At 73.6% G+C, this 17,490-nt stretch carries 15 protein-coding genes and 1 tRNA gene; 5 read left to right on the top strand and 11 right to left on the bottom strand.

Annotated elements, in window-relative coordinates; all coding sequences use genetic code 11:
* Positions 1–684 carry an aminodeoxychorismate/anthranilate synthase component II gene (locus A6V29_RS08965; RefSeq protein ID WP_170977789.1) on the top strand — a complete coding sequence of 228 codons (684 nt, stop codon included), beginning with the start codon at positions 1–3 and terminating at the stop codon, positions 682–684.
* Between the two features lie 110 nt (positions 685–794).
* On the opposite strand, the gene pknB is transcribed toward A6V29_RS08965, so the two are convergent.
* The 7 genes from pknB to A6V29_RS08930 form a co-directional block, all read right to left on the bottom strand.
* Positions 795–2,735 (bottom strand): Stk1 family PASTA domain-containing Ser/Thr kinase, encoded by a 1,941-nt coding sequence (pknB, locus tag A6V29_RS08960; protein ID WP_137159973.1) that lies wholly within the window; start codon positions 2,733–2,735, stop codon positions 795–797.
* A gap of 148 nt (positions 2,736–2,883) precedes the next feature.
* Positions 2,884–4,587: a protein kinase domain-containing protein gene (locus A6V29_RS08955; RefSeq protein ID WP_137159972.1), complete on the bottom strand. Its 1,704-nt coding sequence runs from the start codon at positions 4,585–4,587 to the stop codon at positions 2,884–2,886.
* On the bottom strand, positions 4,584–6,026 hold the full coding sequence (locus A6V29_RS08950; protein ID WP_137159971.1) for a peptidoglycan D,D-transpeptidase FtsI family protein: 1,443 nt from the start codon (positions 6,024–6,026) through the stop codon (positions 4,584–4,586). The genes A6V29_RS08955 and A6V29_RS08950 overlap by 4 nt, the downstream gene beginning before the upstream one ends.
* Complete coding sequence (locus A6V29_RS08945; RefSeq protein ID WP_137159970.1) at positions 6,023–7,420, bottom strand: FtsW/RodA/SpoVE family cell cycle protein; 1,398 nt, start codon at positions 7,418–7,420, stop codon at positions 6,023–6,025. The genes A6V29_RS08950 and A6V29_RS08945 overlap by 4 nt, the downstream gene beginning before the upstream one ends.
* Positions 7,420–8,865 (bottom strand): PP2C family protein-serine/threonine phosphatase, encoded by a 1,446-nt coding sequence (locus tag A6V29_RS08940; protein WP_137159969.1) that lies wholly within the window; start codon positions 8,863–8,865, stop codon positions 7,420–7,422. The genes A6V29_RS08945 and A6V29_RS08940 overlap by 1 nt, the downstream gene beginning before the upstream one ends.
* The gene (locus tag A6V29_RS08935) at positions 8,862–9,323 is read right to left on the bottom strand and encodes an FHA domain-containing protein FhaB/FipA (RefSeq protein ID WP_137159968.1); all 462 of its coding nucleotides are present in this window, start codon (positions 9,321–9,323) and stop codon (positions 8,862–8,864) included. The genes A6V29_RS08940 and A6V29_RS08935 overlap by 4 nt, the downstream gene beginning before the upstream one ends.
* 76 nt (positions 9,324–9,399) lie before the next feature.
* Positions 9,400–10,212 (bottom strand): FHA domain-containing protein, encoded by an 813-nt coding sequence (locus A6V29_RS08930; protein WP_137159967.1) that lies wholly within the window; start codon positions 10,210–10,212, stop codon positions 9,400–9,402.
* A 172-nt stretch (positions 10,213–10,384) separates the two neighbouring features.
* On the opposite strand from A6V29_RS08930, the gene A6V29_RS08925 reads away from it, so the two are divergent.
* Positions 10,385–10,467: transfer RNA gene (locus A6V29_RS08925), tRNA-Leu, on the top strand.
* A 61-nt stretch (positions 10,468–10,528) separates the two neighbouring features.
* Here the strand turns inward: A6V29_RS08925 and A6V29_RS08920 are convergent.
* The 4 genes from A6V29_RS08920 to A6V29_RS08905 form a co-directional block, all read right to left on the bottom strand.
* On the bottom strand, positions 10,529–11,005 hold the full coding sequence (locus tag A6V29_RS08920; protein ID WP_249933129.1) for a DUF1707 SHOCT-like domain-containing protein: 477 nt from the start codon (positions 11,003–11,005) through the stop codon (positions 10,529–10,531).
* Between the two features lie 94 nt (positions 11,006–11,099).
* The gene (locus A6V29_RS08915) at positions 11,100–12,263 is read right to left on the bottom strand and encodes an acyl-CoA dehydrogenase family protein (RefSeq protein WP_137159966.1); all 1,164 of its coding nucleotides are present in this window, start codon (positions 12,261–12,263) and stop codon (positions 11,100–11,102) included.
* 193 nt (positions 12,264–12,456) lie between these two features.
* Positions 12,457–13,662 carry a cytochrome P450 gene (locus A6V29_RS08910; RefSeq protein WP_137159965.1) on the bottom strand — a complete coding sequence of 402 codons (1,206 nt, stop codon included), beginning with the start codon at positions 13,660–13,662 and terminating at the stop codon, positions 12,457–12,459.
* A complete protein-coding gene (locus A6V29_RS08905; protein WP_137159964.1) occupies positions 13,659–15,479 on the bottom strand; it encodes a flavin-containing monooxygenase in 1,821 nt (606 codons plus the stop codon). The genes A6V29_RS08910 and A6V29_RS08905 overlap by 4 nt, the downstream gene beginning before the upstream one ends.
* A 134-nt stretch (positions 15,480–15,613) precedes the next feature.
* Between A6V29_RS08905 and A6V29_RS08900 the strand changes: the two genes are divergently transcribed.
* The 3 genes from A6V29_RS08900 to A6V29_RS08890 are packed head-to-tail and all read left to right on the top strand — an operon-like array spanning position 15,614 to position 17,473.
* The gene (locus tag A6V29_RS08900) at positions 15,614–16,528 is read left to right on the top strand and encodes an aldose epimerase family protein (protein WP_137159963.1); all 915 of its coding nucleotides are present in this window, start codon (positions 15,614–15,616) and stop codon (positions 16,526–16,528) included.
* 1 nt (position 16,529) lies between these two features.
* Entirely contained in the window at positions 16,530–17,252 is a 723-nt protein-coding gene (locus A6V29_RS08895; RefSeq protein WP_137159962.1) for an MOSC domain-containing protein, read from the top strand.
* 5 nt (positions 17,253–17,257) lie between these two features.
* Entirely contained in the window at positions 17,258–17,473 is a 216-nt protein-coding gene (locus A6V29_RS08890) for an RNA-binding S4 domain-containing protein (RefSeq protein ID WP_137159961.1), read from the top strand.
* Positions 17,474–17,490 lie beyond the last annotated feature (17 nt).

Genomic DNA, 17,490 nt, shown 5'->3' with positions numbered 1-17,490 from the left:
GTGCCCGCCGAGAGCCGCCCCGCCGGCACCGCCACCGAGCGGCCGGTGCTCGTCGTCGACAACTTCGACAGCTTCGTCTACAACCTCGTCCAGTACCTCGGCCAGCTCGGGGTCCGCTGCATCGTGCGGCGCAACGACGCGGTGACGGTGGACGAGCTGGCCGAGCTCGACGTCGCCGGGGTGCTGCTCTCCCCCGGGCCGGGCACCCCGGCCGATGCGGGCGTCTCGGTGCCGATGGTGCACGCGGCGGCCGAGCAGGGCGTCCCGGTGCTGGGTGTGTGCCTCGGCCACCAGGCGATCGCGGAGGCGTTCGGCGGTGAGGTGGTCCGGGCCCCCGAGCTGCTGCACGGCAAGACCAGCCAGGTCGTCCACGAGGGCCAGGGGGTGCTCGCCGGTCTGCCCTCGCCCTTCACCGCGACCCGGTACCACTCGCTGGCCGTCGACGTCGCCACCGTGCCCGAGGAGCTGGAGGTCACCGGTACCACGCCGTCGGGCATCGTCATGGCGCTGCGGCACCGAGAGCTGCCGATCGAGGGCGTGCAGTTCCACCCGGAGTCGGTGCTCACCGAGGGCGGTCACCGGATGCTGGCCACCTGGCTGGAGACCTGCGGCCTGGCACCCGACCCGGCCGCCCTGGAGGCCGCCGTCGTGGCGGCGGAACGGCTGAACACCGCCACCGCCTGACCTTCTCGGCGACGATCAGGTGACCTGATCATCGAGCGTCCTCCCTCACGGTCGACCGCGAGGGAGGACGCCGGACGATCAGGTCACCTGATCATGACCGGGCGCAGCGGTCAGCCGCCGCCACCACCACCGCCGCCGCCACCGCCGCTTCCTGCGGGCGGCTGCACGATGAGCACCAGCCGGTCGTCGGGCTCCAGCTCGGTCCCGGCAGGGGGGTCGGTCCGGACGGCGGTCGCGTTGTCGGGCGAGACCTCCGCACCATCCGCGGTCTGGATGGCGATGTTCTGGAAGCCGGCGGTCACCAGCTGGTTGTAGGCGTTCCTGGCGGGCGCGCCGGTCGTCACGGACGGGACGCGGATCGTGGTGGGCTCGGCGGGGCCACCGGAGATCTGCAGGACGATCCGGGTGTCCGAGGACGCCGCGCTGCCCGCACCCGGCGTCGCGGCGACGACGCTGCCGGGCGGCTGGGGCGAGTCGACCTCCTCGGTGCTGATCTGCCCCTCGCTGAACCCGGCCGCGGTCAGCGCGGCACGGGCGTCGGCCTCGCTGCGGCCCACCACGTTGGGCAGGTCGACGGTGCCCGTGGAGATGCCCAGGGTGATGGTGCCGTCGGGCGAGATGGACTGGCCTTCCTCGGGGCTCACCGAGGCGACCGTGCCCTCTTCCTCCAGGGAGTCCTCCTGGCGGGTGTTGATCGTCCCGCGGAAGCCGGCCTGCTCGAGCGTGGACCGCGCCCGGTCCTCGTCCAGCCCGACCACGTTGGGCACGAGCAGGGTGTCCGGTTCGACGCCGACGACGAGGTCGACCTCGCTGCCCTCGTCCACCTGCGCACCGCTGGCCGGGTTGCTGTCCAGCACCGTGCCGACCTCGTCGGGCTCCGTGGTCTCCCGCGGGGTCACCTCGTCGACCACCAGGCCCGCCTCGTCCAGCGCGGCGCGCGCCTCGGCCTCGGGCAGGCCCAGCAGCGGGGGCACCTGCACCTGGGTGGCGACCGGCTCCTCGTCGTCGCTACCCAGGGCGAGCGCCAGCGCGATGGCCCCACCGAGCAGGAGCACGGCCACCACGGAGACGACGGCGATGATGGTCCGGCGCTTGCGACGACGGGCCTGCTCGTCCTCGTCGTCCCAGTCGTCGTAGCCGTAGCCGGCCGGTGCGGCGCCGATGATCGCGGTCTTCTCTGCGTCGCCCATGACGGGGGTCGCCTCCACCCGCTGACCGGCCAGCGCCCGGAGGAGGTCGTTGCGCATCTCCGCGGCCGACTGGTACCGGTTGGCCGGGTTCTTGCTCATCGCCTTCATCAGGATGGCGTCGAGCTCGGCCGGGATCTCCGGATCGATCGAGGAAGGCAGGCGGGGGTCCTCGCGGACGTGCTGGTAGGCGACGGCGACGGGGGAGTCGCCGGTGAACGGCGGTGCGCCGGTGACCAACTCGTAGAGCAGGCAGCCGAGGGAGTACACGTCGGAGCGGGCGTCGACGCTCTCGCCGCGGGCCTGCTCGGGGGAGAGGTACTGGGCGGTGCCTATGACGGCTGCGGTCGAGGTCATCGTGGCCGCCGAGTCCGACACCGCCCGGGCGATGCCGAAGTCCATGACCTTCACGGTGCCCTGGGGCGTGATCATCACGTTCCCGGGCTTCACGTCGCGGTGCACGATGCCGTTGCGGTGGCTGAAGTCCAGGGCGCCGCAGATGTCGGCGGCCAGGGTCATCGCCCGCTCCGGGGAGAGCCTGCCCTCCCGGCGCAGCACGTCGCGCAGGGTCTCGCCCTCGACGTACTCCATGACGATGTAGGGCGTCGCGCCCAGCACGGTGCGGTCCTCGCCGGTGTCGTACACCGCCACGATCGCCGGGTGGTTCAGCGACGCCGCGGCCTGCGCCTCGCGGCGGAAGCGCACCTGGAAGGACGGATCCCGGGCCAGGTCGCTGCGCAGCACCTTGACCGCCACCTCGCGGCCCAGTCGCAGATCCCGGCCGTGGTGGACCTCGGCCATCCCCCCGCGGCCGAGCACCCCGCCGATCTCGTACCGCTCGCCGAGCACCTGCGGCGTGGTCATCGGAGGTCCTCTCGAACAGTTGCGTACCGCGTCCGGGGCCGGGCCGCGGGACGCGGGCGGTCACCGTGCGACGCTGCGGGCAGGACGCCGACGGCGAGCCTAGCCGCGGCGCAGCCCGTTTCCGGGGATCTTGCGGCAGTCGACCGGCTCACCCGGTCCCACCCGGAGCAGCCGCCCCAGCCGGCGGGTCGGCCGGATCACCAGGCGGGTCCGGATCGGGGTCCGGGTCCGGATCCGGCGGGTTCGGTGGGCCGGGCGTCCCGGACTGGGTGGCCGTGGAGCTGCTCGACGACGAGGTCGTGGGGGAAGGCGGCTTGGAGGTGGTCGTCGTCGGCGCCGTGGTGGTGGGTGCGGGCTCCGGCTCGTCGGCCGTGGGCTCCGGCTCCTGGGTGGGCGCCGGCGCCTCGACGACGGTCCAGCCGTCCTCGGCCACGGTGAGGGTGACCGTCGCGCCCTCCGGCACGGTGACGCCGACCGGCAGGATCGTCGCCACGGCGTTCCGGCGCAGGTCCAGGCCGAGACGCTCGAGCAGGTCGTCGTCGGCGGACTCCCGCTCGACGACGAGGCCGAGCCCCTCCAGCTCGGCCTCCACCTCGTCGGCGTCGCGGCCCACGTAGGCGCTGGCACCGCGCAGGGTGACCTCGCCCGCCGGTGCGCTCGCGGAGGTCGAGGTCGCGGTGGGATCGGCCGACGCGCCGTCGTCGTCCCCGCTGCGCGAGGCGACGAGCAGCCCGAGCCCACCGCCGACGAGCAGCAGGACGAGCAGGCCGGCGACCAGCCAGGCCCAGCGGCGCCGGTCGCGGACGGGGGGCTCCTCGTCGGGGAGCCATTCGTCGTCGTCCGCCGGCCCGTGCAGCGGCGGCATGGGCGCGCCCGGGCCGGTGCCCGGCCCCCGGGTCCGGGTGCCGGTGAGCGGGCCGGAGGCGGGGAGGACCGTCGTCGCCCCCTCGGCGAGCGTGCCACCGCCCACGACCCGGGTCGGCGCCGTCGGCGGGTCCACCGGGAGCGGGACCGGCGTGCCGCCGGACGCCACCCGGCGGACGGCCTCGGCGAAGGCGCCGCCGTCGGCGAACCTGTCGCCCGGGTCCTTGGCCAGCGCGCGTTCGATCAGCAGCCGGACCGCCGGCGGGACCTCGCCCGGCAACGGCGGAGGTGGGCGGTTGATGTGCGCGAGCGCGATCGCCACCTGGGAGGCGCCGTCGAACGGGCGGGCACCGGTGAGGCACTCGTAGCCGACGACGCCGAGGGAGTACACGTCCGACGCCGCGTTCACCTCCATCCCCTGCGCCTGCTCGGGGGAGAGGTACTGCGCGGTGCCCACGACCATGCCGGTGCGGGTGAGCGGGGTGGCGTCGCGGGCCTGGGCGATGCCGAAGTCGGTCAGCTTCACGACGCCGTCCGGGCGGACCATGAGGTTGCCGGGCTTGATGTCGCGGTGGACGACACCGGCCCGGTGCGCCGCCGAGAGCCCCTCGCCCGCCTGCTCCAGCACGTGCAGCGTCCAGTCGACCGGCAGCCGGCCCTCGTCGTTCAGGATCGTCACCAGCGGCTGGCCCTCGACGAACTCCATGACCAGGAACGCCAGCTTCTTGCCCGAGTCGTCGACGATCTCGCCGTAGTCGTAGACCGAGGCGATGTTGGGGTGCGACAGCGCCGCGGTGTGCCGGGCCTCGTTGCGGAACCGGGCCAGGAAGCTCGGGTCGTCGGTGTACTCGCTCTTGAGCACCTTGGCCGCGACGAGGCGGTCCAGCACCTGGTCCCGGGCCTGCCACACCTCGCCCATGCCCCCCACGGCGATCGGCGCGGTGATCTCGTAGCGGCCGGCCAGCAGACTGCCGGTGGCGAGGGTCATCCGCCGCCCTGCCCGTCGACGTAGGCCTGGATGACCTGGCGAGCGATCGGCGCGGACATGTCCCCACCGGTTCCCCCGCCGTTGCGGATGAACACGGCGACGGCGATCGACGGGTCGTCGCCCGGTGCGAAGCCGATGAACCAGTTGTGGTCGGGGCCGTCGTTCTCGGCCGTGCCGGTCTTGCCGGCCACCTGCAGGCCGGCGATCCGCGCGCCCCGGCCCGAACCGTTGGCCACGACGCTGGTCATCATCTCGGTGAGCTGGGCGGCCACGGACGAGGAGATGGGCTGGGAGAACTCCTCCGGATCGGTCTCGTCGATGACCGTCAGGTCGGGCGCGAGCAACTGCTCCACCAGGTACGGCCTCATCAGCGTGCCGCCGTTGGCCACGGCGGCGGCCACCATCGCGGCCTGCATCGGCGTCATCTGCACGTTCTGCTGACCGATGGAGGCGATCCCCAGCTGCGCGTCGTTCTCGATGTCCCCGACGGTGCTCCGTTCCACCGTCAACGGCATCTCGAAGCGGTCGCCGTCCATGCCGAAGGCCTCCGCCATGTCGCGGACGGCGTCCTCGCCCAGGTCGATGCCCAGCTGGGCGAAGGCGGTGTTGCAGGAGATGGTGAGCGCGTCGATGAGGCGTTGCTCACCGGACGGGCTGCAGGCGGAGTCGCCGTAGTTGCGCAGCTGCGTGTTGGTGCCCGGCAGGGTGAGCGTCTGCGGAGCGGGGACGACGGTCTCCGGGGTGTACCCGTCCTCGAGCGCCGCCGCGGACACGATCACCTTGAACACCGAGCCCGGCGAGTAGCGCTGGCTGATCGCCTGGTTGGTCCGCGGATCGGGGGTGGCGAGGCTGAAGAGCTCGGCGGTCTCCCGGACCGCGGCCTGGTCATGGCTGGCCATGCTGTTCGGGTCGTAGGTCGGCGTGCTCGCCAGCCCCAGGACCGCGCCGGTCGAGGGGTCGAGGGCGACGACGGCGCCCACCTGGCCGGCCAGCCCGCTCATCGCCGCCTGCTGGACCGCGGGGTCCAGGGTGAGGACGACGTCGCCGCCGGACGGGTCGCGGCCGGTGAACAGATCGGAGATCCGCCGGACGATCAGCCTGTCGTCGGTGCCGGCGAGGATCGAGTTCTCCGCCCGCTCGATGCCGGTCGCGCCGTAGACCACCGAGTAGTAGCCGGTCACCGGCGCGTACAGCTCGCCCTGCGGGTACTGGCGCAGGTACTGCAGCCGCCCGTCGGTGGGCTCCGACAGCGCGATCGGCTCGCCGCCCACGATGATCGAGCCGCGCTCCCGCGAGTACTCCTCGGCCAGCACCCGCTTGTTGCGGGGGTCCTCGCGCAGCGAGTCGGAGCGCACCACCTGGATGTAGTTGACGTTGACGATCAGCAGGGTGAAGAGCACCAGCACGCTGATCGCGACGCGGCGCAGCGGGGCGTTCACTGCTGCACCACCTCGGTCGGGGCGTCGGTGAGCCGCGGCTGGACGACGGCGGGCGCGGCCGGGCGGCGCGCGGCGTCGCTGATGCGGGCCAGCAGGGCCACCAGGCCGAAGTTGGCGACCAGCGACGAGCCGCCGTAGGCGAGGAACGGCGTGGTGAGCCCGGTCAGCGGGAGGAGCCCGGTGACGCCGCCGAGCACGACGAACAGCTGCCAGGCGACGGCGAAGGAGAGGCCGGCGGCCAAGAGCTTGCCGAACGGGTCGCGGACGATGAGCGAGGTCCGCAGGCCGCGTTCGACCAGGATCAGGTAGATCAGCATCACCGCGGCCAGGCCGAACAGCCCCAGCTCCTCGCCGATCGCGGCGGCGATGAAGTCGCTCTTGGCGATGGGCACCTCGTCGGGACGTCCGCCGCCGAGCCCGGCGCCGAACAACCCGCCGGTGCCCAGGCCGAACAGCGACTGCGCCACCTGGAAGCCCGAGCCGTCGTAGTAGGCGAACGGGTCCAGCCAGGTGTCCACGCGGGCCCGGACGTGGCCGAACACCTGGTAGGCGATGAACGCGCCGCCGGCGAACAGGGCCAGGCCGATGACCAGCCAGCTCGCCCGCTCGGTGGCGATGTAGAGCATCACCACGAAGATGCCGAACAGCAGCAGCGAGCTGCCGAGATCGCGCTCGAAGACGAGCACGAGGATCGACACGATCCACACCACGAGCACCGGCCCGAGGTCGCGGCCCCGGGGCAGTTCCAGCCCCATCACCTTGCGGCTGGCCAGTGCCAGGACGTCGCGCTTGTCCACCAGGTAGGCGGCGAAGAAGATGATCAGGCAGATCTTGGCGAACTCGCCGGGCTGGATGGAGAAGCCGGCCACCCGGATCCACAGCTTGGCGCCGTAGACCTCCGAGATCGAGGCGGGGAGGAAGCCGGGGAGCGCGAGCAGCACCAGGCCGGCCAGCATGAGGACGTAGGCGTAGCGGGCCAGCAGCCGGTGGTCGCGGACCCCGACCAGCACCGCGACGAAGAAGACCAGCCCCACCGTCGCCCACAGCAGCTGGACGGGCGCGTCTCCGTCGCCGCCGGAGTCGGCCAGGTCCAGCCGGTGGATCATCACCAGCCCAAGCCCGGTGAGGACGGCGACGCAGGGCAGCAGCAGCGGGTCGGCGTACGCGGCGAACTTCCGGACGACGAGGTGCGCGACGGTCCACAGCGCGGTGAACCAGATGCCGAACGTGGCGAGCTCGGGGCGCAGCGAGCCGGTGACGGTCAGGTCGACGATGCACTGCGCCGCCAGCGTGATGACGACGGCGAACACCAGCAGCAGCGCCTCGGTACCGCGACGGGTCGGTACGGCGGCGCCGGTGACGGCGGCGCGCGGATCGGTGGTCGGGCCGGCCATCACTCGGCCTCCCGGCAGTCCACCCCCGGGCGGGGCGACGACGTCGTCGCGGCGGCCCGGTCCTCCTCGACCGGCGGCTCGGACTCCTCCGGCGCCGCGCTTTCGGCCCCCGGCGTGCTCGGGTCGGGCGGCGGGAGCGGTGCGCCCGGGACCGGCGGCGCGGTCTCCTCGGGGGCGACGGTCTCCTCGGGCGGGGTGCCCGCGTCCCCGGCGTCGTCGACCGGCTCCTCCTCGCGGCAGACCGGCAGCCGCTGGGCGCGCAGCGCGGCGACGATGCGGTCGGCGTGAGCGGAGTCGTCGGCGGTGATGCCGCCCTCGACCCGGTTGCGGGCCGCCGGCGTCAGGTCCGCGAGCGGCAGATCGGAGTGCCGGTCCATCCGGTACAGGTCGAGGCCGAGGACGGAGACGTCCAGGCCGCGGAACACCGCGACCTCGGCGCTCCCCTCGTCGCCGTCGACCCCGACGAACCAGTTCTGCAGCGCCCACACGTAGCCACCGATCGCCCCGGCCAGCACGAGCACCAGCACGAGCCCCGCCCCCAGGAGAAGTCGCAGCGGGCGGCGGCGGGCGGAGGGGCCACCGCCCGTCGGCGGTGTCGGCGGGTCGGGGGGCGGTGGGGGATCGGCGAGGGCTGCCCGTCCGGCGGCGGAGTTGCCGTCCACCTGGCGTTGCCCGATGTAGTCGCCGGCGGCGCCGTCGATGACCGGCTCCATCGGCACACCGTGGCCGTCGTCGTCGACCACGTCGGCGACGATCACCGTGATGTTGTCCGGGCCGCCGCCGCGCAGCGCGAGCTCGACCAGCCGGTCGGCGGTGGTCTGCGGGTCGGGGTCGGTGAGCGCATCGGCGAGGGTGTCCTCGCTGACCACGCCGGAGAGGCCGTCGGAGCAGAGCAGGTACCTGTCGCCGGCCCGCGCCTCGCGCATCGACAGGTCGGGCTCGACCTCCTGGCCGTTGAGGGCGCGGAGCAGCAGCGAGCGCTGGGGGTGGCTGTTGGCCTCCTCCGGGGTGATCCGGCCGTCGTCGATCAGCGTCTGCACGAAGGTGTCGTCGTGCGTGATCTGGGTGAACTCGCCGTCGCGGAGCAGGTAGGCGCGGGAGTCGCCGACGTGGCAGAGCGCCAGCCGGCCGCCGGCGAACAGGATCGCCGTCAGCGTCGTCCCCATGCCCTCGAGCTGGGGGGAGTCGCGGATGACCTCGCGCAGGTGCTCGCTGCCCTCGAAGACCGCCTCGCGGAGCGCCTGCAGCATGTCGCCGGAGGGGGCGTCGTCGTCCAGGTGCTGCAGCGCGGCGATGACGACCTTGCTGGCGACGTCGCCCGCGGCGTGCCCGCCCATGCCGTCGGCGACGGCGAGCAGCCGGGGGCCGGCGTAGACCGAGTCCTGGTTGTTGCCGCGGATCAGCCCGCGGTCCGAGCGCGCCGCGTAGCGCAGGGCGAGGGTCATGAGCGGAGCTCCAGCGCCGTCTGGCCGATGCGGATCGGCTGACCGGGGCTGACCAGCAGCGGGCCCTGCACGCGCTGCTGGTCGAGGTAGGTGCCGTTGGTGGAGCCGAGGTCCTCGACGTACCACTGGCCGCCGCGGTTGGTCAGGCGGGCGTGCCGGGAGCTGGCGAAGTCGTCGGTGAGCACGAGCGTGGAGTCGTCGGCGCGGCCGATGAGGATCGGCTGCTCGCCCAGCGTGATCTTGGTGCCGGTGAGCGGCCCGGCGGTGACCACCAGCGTGCGCGGACCCTTGCCGCCGCGCTTCTTGCTCGGCGCGGCCGCACGCGGGGGAACCGACGCCACCCGGCCGGCCCGGCCGCCGAACAGGTCCGCCCGGACCACGCGGAACGCGGCGAAGATGAACAGCCACAGCAGCAGGAGGAAGCCGAAGCGGAACGCCTGCAGCACGATCTCCGCCATCAGCCGGTCACCTCGCTCGCCATCGGCGACTGCGTGCCCGGTACCGCCCTGCTCATGCGTGACTTCGGCGACCTCGTCACGCGCCGTCCCGCCGGTACACCAGCACCGAGTGCCCGATCCGGATGACGTCGCCGTCGGCGAGCGGCTGACGGCTGATCCGCCGGCCGTTGACCAGGGTGCCGTTGGTCGAGCCGAGGTCCTCGGCGGTGGCGACGTCGCCCTCGAGGACAACGTCGACGTGCTTGCGGCTGACCCCGGTGTCGGGGAGGCGGATGTCGGCCTCGGTGCCCCGGCCGATGACGTTGCGCCCGCGGGAGAGCTCGTGGCGGGTGCCGGGACCGTCGACGACCAGGGCGTGGGTGACGGTGCTCCGGGCGCTCGGGCCACGGGGGGACGGCGGGACGTTGCCGGTGTCGCCGACGTGGCCGCGCAGCGGAGGCAGCGGCGGGAGCGGGGGATGGCCCGGGACCGGAGGGGCCCCGGCGGCGGCGAGGTCACCTCGGGAGGCCGGCCGGGACGGGTCGGCGACCTCGGAGGCCACCTCGAACACCCCGGTGGGCAGGTCGGAGTCGAGCTCGAGGCGGACGCGGACGGCGTCGAAGATCTGGTAGCCCTCGTCCTCGATGTGCTCGGCGACCATGTCGGCGAGCTCGCCGGCGAGCTGCTCGGACCACTGACCGAGGTGCTCGTAGTCGGTGTCACCGAGGCGGACGACGTAGACGTTGGGCGCGAGGAGGCGGCCCTCGCCGACCACGGTGGTCTGCTCGTCGGCCTCGCGCTGCAGGGCCTGGGCGATCTCGGCGGGGTGCACCTTGCCCTTGAAGAGCCGGGCGAAGGCCAGCCCGACCATGCCCTCCAGCCGTCGCTCGAAGCGCTGCAGCACACCCACAGTCGCTCCTTCGCGCTCGCCGGACGTCCTGCCGTGTTCGCATGATCGTAGCCGGGTGTCGCATCGCGGAACGGCAAACGCGCGACGCCCGGGACGATTGTGCAGGTCCCCCGGGGAACGACCGACCCCCTCCTCTGGTGACGGCTCCCGGCTGCTACTGTCGTCGCTCGCCGGGCAAGTGGCGGAATGGCAGACGCGCACGGTTCAGGTCCGTGTGTCCGAGAGGACGTGGGGGTTCAACTCCCCCCTTGCCCACAGCAGCGAAGGGCTCCCCGATGGGGAGCCCTTCGTCGTTCCCGGAGATCCCGCCGCAGGCTCACATCGCCGACCGGCCCAGCGGCCGGCTCCGTCCGCGGCCGCCCCGGCTCTGCGCGAGCAGCAGCGCGCCCCACGGCCCGATGACCCACATCGGCCAGAAGTAGAGCAGCTGCGCGCTGGCCAGCGAGGTGAGCGCCCAGATGGTCAGGACGATCGCGGCGGTGCTCGCCCACGACCGCCAGGCTCCGGCGTCCGCACCGTGGCACCCCCAACCGTGACGGGCGGCCCGGCTGTGGGCGCGCCGAGCAGGCTGCTCGGGCGGCGCGCCGCGCGGGAGGTCAGCGGTCAGCTCGCCGAGCTCGCCGTAGGTGGTCGCGGCGTAGGCGCGGGCCAGGCGCTCCTCGTACTCGGCGACGGTCAGCCGGCCCGCCGCCATGTGCTCACCCAGCACGGCGGCCAGCGCCGCGCGGACGGCGTCGGCGGCACGCAGGTGCGGTGCGGGCAGGTGCGGTGCGGGCAAGCGGTGGTCGGACACGGTGCCTCCTGGAGTCCGCTTCGCTCCAGTCTCGCCGTGGGCCGTCGTCGCCGCGTCCACCGATCGGTGGGTTCCACGTGGAACCGCCGGCGGGTCAGCCGGCCGGCGGTACCGCCTCGGCGGTGAGGTGCCGGCCGATGACCATCCGCTGGATCTGGTTGGTCCCCTCGAAGATCTGCATGACCTTCGCCTCGCGCATGTAGCGCTCGGCCGGGTGGTCGCGGGTGTACCCGGCCCCGCCGAGCACCTGGACGGCGTCGGTCGTCACCTTCATCGCCGCGTCGGTCGCCACCAGCTTGGCGATGCTCGCCTGCCGGGAGTACGGCTTGCCGGCGTCCTTGCGCCGCGCCGCCACCAGGTACATCGCCCGGGCCGACTCGACCGCCGCGGCCATGTCGGCGAGCAGGAACGACACCCCCTGGTGCTGGGCGATGGGCCGGCCGAACGCCTCCCGCTCCACCGCGTAGGAGACCGCCAGGTCCAGCGCCGACTGCGCCAGCCCCACGGCGACGGCGCTGACGCCCAGCCGCCCGGAGTCCAGCGCGGCCAGGGCGATCCCCATGCCGCGGCCCCGCTCGCCCACGAGCCGGTCGGCCGGCACCGGGACGTCGTCCAGCCGGATGGCGGCGGTCGTGGAGCCGGTGAGCCCCATCTTCTGCTCGGGCGGCGCTGCGCTGAACCCGGCCAGGTCGGGCGTGAGGTGGAAGCAGGAGATCGCCCGCTCGCCGTCGTCGGGCGTGCGCAGGAACGTCGAGTAGAAGTCGGCGTGCCCGCCGTGGGTGACCCAGGCCTTCTCGCCGGAGGCCACCCAGCCGTCGGCACCGGCCCGGGCGCCCGCCCGCATCGCCGCCGGGTCGGAGCCGGCGTGCGCCTCCGACAGGCAGTACGCGCCGAGCAGCTGCCCGCCCACCATGTCCGGCAGCAGGTCGCGGCGCTGCGCCTCGGTGCCGAAGTTGTCCACCGGGAAGCAGGACAGCGTGTGCACGCTGACGCCCAGCGCCACGCTCGCCCACCGGGCGGCGAGCTCCTCGACCACCTGCAGGTACACCTCGTACGGCTGGCCCCCGCCGCCGACGTCCTCGCCGAACGGCAGCCCCATCAGGCCGGCGTCCCCCAGCAGGCGGAACACCTCGCGCGGGAACCGCTCCTCGCGCTCGTACTGCGCGGCCCTGGGCGCGAGCTCCGCGTCGGCGATCTCGCGGGTGAGGGCCAGCAGGTCTCCGGCCTCGGGGGTGGGCAGTTCGCGCTCGACGGGCACGGTTCTCCTTCGGCAGGCTGCTCCGGACGGTACCTGCGGTCGAGCCGGGCACCGGTGGAGAGGATCCCCGCGCTCACGATTCGCTCGTCGCGAGCGCACGCTGGCGTCGCCCGGTCTCCCGGCGATGCCGAGTTCTGCGATCTCGTGGCCATCAGGGCCTGGACGGCCACGAGATCGCAGAAGTCGTGGCGGCTCAGGCGGGGAGGAGCACCTCGAGCCGGGCCGGCCCGCGCAGGATGCGGTTGGGCTTGTAGGTCAGCTCGCCCAGCCGGGCGCCGCCCAGCCGCCGCGCCAGTGCCTGCAACGCCACCCGACCTTCCAGCCGGGCCAGCGGTGCGCCCAGGCAGTAGTGGTGGCCGATGCCGAAGGCCAGGTGCGGGCTGGTCCGCGTCGGGTCGAGGCGGAGCGGATCGGCGTGGTGCTCCGGATCCCGGCCCGCGGCGGCGATGAGCAGCACCACCCGGCCCCCGGCGCGGACGGTGCCGCCCGGCACCGGGAGGTCCTCCCGCGCCACGCGGGCGGTCATCTGCACCGGCGGATCCAGCCGCAGCACCTCCTCGACGACCCCGGCGGCGCACGTCGCGTCGGCGGCCACCTGGGCGCGGAGGACGTCGTCGCGCAGGAGCGCCAGGGTCCCGTTCGCGATCAGGTTGACGGTCGTCTCGTGCCCGGCGACGAGCAGCAGCTGCGCGGTGTTGAGCAGCTCGTCGTTGGTGAGCCGGTCACCCTCGTGCTCGATCTGCACCAGCGCGCTGAGCAGGTCGTCCCGCGGCTCGGCGCGGCGCTGCGCGCACAGCTCGGTGAAGTAGGCGCGGAACTCGTCGCTGGCGTGCCGCCGCGCCCGGGCGTCCTCGCTGTCCTCCGTCGCCGGCCCGTCGTCCAGGCTCTTGGCCAGCACGTCGGACCAGGCGGAGAACCTGACGTGGTCCTCCTCGGGCACGCCGAGCATCCGGCTGATCACGGTGACCGGTAGCGGGTAGGCGAGGTCGCCGACGACCTCGAGCGCTCCCCGGGCGACCGCGGCGTCCAGCAGGTCCTCGGTCAACTGCTCGACGAACGGTGTCAGCTCGGCGACGGTCCGCGGCGTGAACGCCTTGCTGACCAGGCGGCGCAGCCGGGTGTGGTCCGGCGGGTCGAGGAACAGGAAGCTGCGTTGCCGCTCCTGCCGGGCGAGCTCCTCGGGCGGCAGCGTCGCGGCGATCTCCTGCCACGTCGTGGAGTGGTTGCGGTCGACGCTCACCAGCGGGGAGCGCAGCACGGCGTCGCAGTGCTCGTGCGCGGTGAGCAGGGCGAAGGAACCGTCGGGCGCGACGATCGGACCGCGGTCGAGCAGCGACTGCCAGACCGGGTACGGATCGGCGACGTCGATGTCCCGGACCAGGTTCTCCAGATCGCTCACCGGAACATCAGCCCTTCGTAGGTGCCGGAGGAGCGCCAGCCGTCCAGGTAGGAGAAGTACGCGGCGGCCCCGGCCGGGTAGCCGACGTTGAGCCTGGCGCGCGGGCCGGCGTCCTGGCCCTCGTTGTTGTAGTAGCCCGGCGTGCAGTCCGGAGAGCTGAGCATCGTGCCCGGATGGGTCAGCAGGAGGTCGACCCAGGCCTGCTCGGCCTCGGCGGTGACCTCCACCGCGGCGGCGCCGACGTCGAGGGCGTGCCGGACGACGGCGGCGATCGTGCGCCCGGACTCGGTGAGGTTGTGCGGCACGTTGCTGATCAGGTTCGCGCCCTGCGTGGGCTGGACGACGAACAGGTTCGGGAAGCCGTGCACGTGGATGCCGTGCTTGGTGCGCATCCCGTCGGCCCAGTGCTCCGACAGGCGGACGCCGTCCCGGCCGGTCACGTCGTAGCCGGCCCGCCGCGTGTACTCCGTGCCCACCTCGAAGCCCGACGCGTAGATGATGCAGTCGACCTCGTACGCCCGGCCGTTGGCGACGACGGCGGTCTCGGTGATCCGCTCGACGCCCTTGCCGTCGGTGTGCACCAGGTGGGTGCTCGGCCGGTTGAACGCGTCGAGGTACTCGTCGTGGAAGCACGGCCGCTTGCACAGCTGCCGGTACCAGGCCTTGAGCCCGTCGGCGGTCTCCCGGTCGGCCACGATCGCGTCGACGCGGGCCCGGATCTCCTCCATCTTCTCGAAGTCAGCGTCTTCGAACGCCGCCCGCATGCCCTCGGGGGTGAGCTGCTCGGGCGGCAGCGCGGCGATGCGGCTGCGCATCCGGCGGGCCAGGTCGGTCCAGCCGTCCATGACCAGGTCCTCGCCGGTGCCGTTGCCGGTCGACGTGGCGGTGAAGTTCTCCAGCCAGCGCTGCTGCCAGCCCGGCGTCGCGATCGAGGCGAACCACTCGGGGTCCAGCGGCGCGTTGTCGCGCACGTCGACCGACGACGGCGTGCGCTGGAAGACGTACAGCTCACCGCAGGCGGCGGCCAGGTGCGGCACGCACTGCACCGCGGTGGCGCCGGTGCCGATGATCGCGACCCGCTTGTCCGCCAGCTTCTCCAGCGGCGCGCCGAAGGGGTCGCCGCCGGTGTAGTCGTAGTCCCACCGGCTGGTGTGGAAGCTGTGTCCCCGGAAGTCGGTGATCCCGGGGATGCCCGGCAGCTTCGGCACGTGCAGCGGGCCGGTGCCCATGGCGAGGAACTGGGCGGTGAAGGCGTCCCCGCGGTCGGTCCGCACGATCCAGACCGAGCGCTCGTCGTCCCAGGCGAGGTCGGTCACCTCGGTGTGGAACAGCGCGTCGTCGTACAGGCCGAAGTGCTTCCCGATCCGCTGGCAGTGCTCGAGGATCTCCGGCGCGTGCGCGTACTTCTCGGACGGCATGTAGCCGGTCTCCTCGAGCAGCGGCATGTAGATCAGCGACGCCGTGTCGCACTGGGCGCCGGGATAGCGGTTCCAGTACCAGGTGCCGCCGACGTCCCCGCCCTTCTCGACGATCCGCACGTCGCGGACGCCCGCTTCCTTGAGCCGGGCGCCGGTGACCAGGCCGGCGAACCCGCCGCCGATGAAGGCGAACGTCACGTGGTCGGTCCTCGGCGCGCGCTCGACCCGTGGCGTGTACGGGTCGGTGAGGTAGCCGGCCAGCTCGCCGGTCAGGCGTAGGTACTGGTCGTTGCCGTCGGCGCGCAGGCGCTTGTCGCGCTCCTCCAGGTACCTGCGGCGGACGGCGTCCTTGTCGATCGGGGTGCCGTCGGGGCGGACCGGTCCTCGCACGGACGTCATGACGGGCTCCCTCCCTCGGCCGCGTCGGACGTCACGGCGCAGAGACCTGCGCCACACTAACCGAACCGAACTCGATTCTGGTTTGGGCGACGGGCGCAGTGCGCGGATCCCGCGCGGCGTGGTGAGGTGGCCGCATGCCCGATCTCTGGCCGGACCAGCCGCGCGAGGTGGAGCTGACCGCGGGGGACGCCTCGCTCGCCATCGACCTGCGCGGCGGGGCGCTGCGCCGGCTCACCGTCGGCGGCTGGGAGGTGCTCGACGGCTATCCGGCCGGCGGCACGCTCCCCGGCCGTCGCGGTGGCGTGCTGCTGCCCTGGCCCAACCGGATCCGGGACGGCCGGTGGGCGTGGGAGGGCGAGCAGCTCCAGCTCGAGGTGGCCTCGCCCGAGGCGCCGAACGCCCAGCACGGCCTGGTCACCTGGCAGCCGTGGTCGGTGCTGGCGTCGACCGGGACCACCGCCACGGTGGGGACGACGATCCTGCCCCGGCCGGGCTACCCCTTCCGGCTGGGCGCGGCCATCGACCACGTGCTCACCCCCGACGGGCTCACCGTCACCCTGCGGGTGCGCAACGACGGCGACCGCCGCGCTCCCTTCGGCGCCGGCTTCCACCCGTACTTCTCGGTCGGCGCCACCGAGGACGGTGGCATCGCCGACGCCGAGGTGCAGCTGCCCGGCCGCACCGAGCTGCTCGTCGAGGGCGGCCTGCCCACCGGCGGACGACGTCCGTTCGACGGCGCCGTCGGCCGGATCGGCGACCGCGCCTTCGACACCCCGCTCACCGACCTGGCCCGGGACGACGACGGCTGGGCCCGCACCCGGCTGCGCGGCGCCGCGGGGCAGCTGGAGCTCGCGCTCGACGAGGCCTGGCCGTGGCTGCTGGTCTACAGCGGCGACTCGCTCCCGGAAGGTCAGCGCCGGCGCAGCCTGGCGCTCGAGCCGATGAGCTGCCCGGCGAACGCGCTGGCCGACGGCGTGGACGTCGTCGTCCTGGAGCCGGGGGAGACCTGGTCCGGCTCGTGGACGCTGACCTGGACCCCGGAGAGCTGACGTGCGCGTGCTGGAGCTGTGGCGCTATCCGGTCAAGTCGCTGCAGGGCGAGCGGCTGACCGAGACCTGGGTCGGCCCGCTCGGCATCCCCCGCGACCGCGGCTGGGCGCTGTTCGACCGCGCCACCGGCATGGGGCTCACCGCCCGGCGGGTGCCCGAGCTGCTGTTCGGCGCGGGCCGGGTGACCGCCGACGGCGGGGTGGAGATCGTGCTGCCCGACGGCACGGCCACCGCCGACGAGGCCGTCCTGTCCGACTGGCTGGGCCGCCGGGTGGAGCTGCGGGCCGCCACCGAGAACGTCGACGCCCCCACCTACGAAGACCCGGGGGACGAGGAACCGGACGGGCCCACCGAGTGGATGCAGTGGGAGGGGGCGACCGGCCCGTTCCACGACAGCCCCCGGATCCGGCTCTCGCTGGTGTCGACCGGGACGCTCGGCACCTGGGACCGCCGCAGGTTCCGCGCCAACGTGCTGCTCGACGGCGCGGGGGAGGACGACCTGGCCGGACGGAACGCCGTCCTCGGGGAGTCCGAGCTCCGCTTCGGCGCGCCGATCTTCCGCTGCGTCATGACCACGCGGCCGCAGCCCGGCGGCATCGCGCGGGACACCTCGGTGCTCAAGACCATCCACCGGGAGCGGGACGGCCTGCTCGCCGTCCGTGCCGCCGTGCTGCAGCCGGGCACGGTCCGGGTCGGCGACGTCCTGGCGCCGGCGGCAGACTGAGCGGCATGCGCACCGTCGACCTGCGGCCCGGCGAGGACACCATCCGGCTGGGTCAGCTGCTCAAGCTCGTCGACGCCGTCCCGACCGGCGCGCAGGTGAAGGACGTCCTGGCCACCACCGACATCCGGGTCAACGGCGAGGCCGAGGACCGGAGGGGCCGGCAGCTGCGCTCCGGGGACGTCGTCGCCATCGAGGGCTTCGGCGACGTCCGCATCAACTAGGTGTACTGCCCAGCGAG

The sequence above is a fragment of the Blastococcus sp. CCUG 61487 genome (assembly GCF_005222955.1).
In the GTDB taxonomy this organism is placed as follows: Bacteria; Actinomycetota; Actinomycetes; order Mycobacteriales; family Geodermatophilaceae; genus Blastococcus.
Note: the sequence above shows the minus strand (reverse complement) of the source record. Positions and strands in the feature narration are given on the sequence as shown.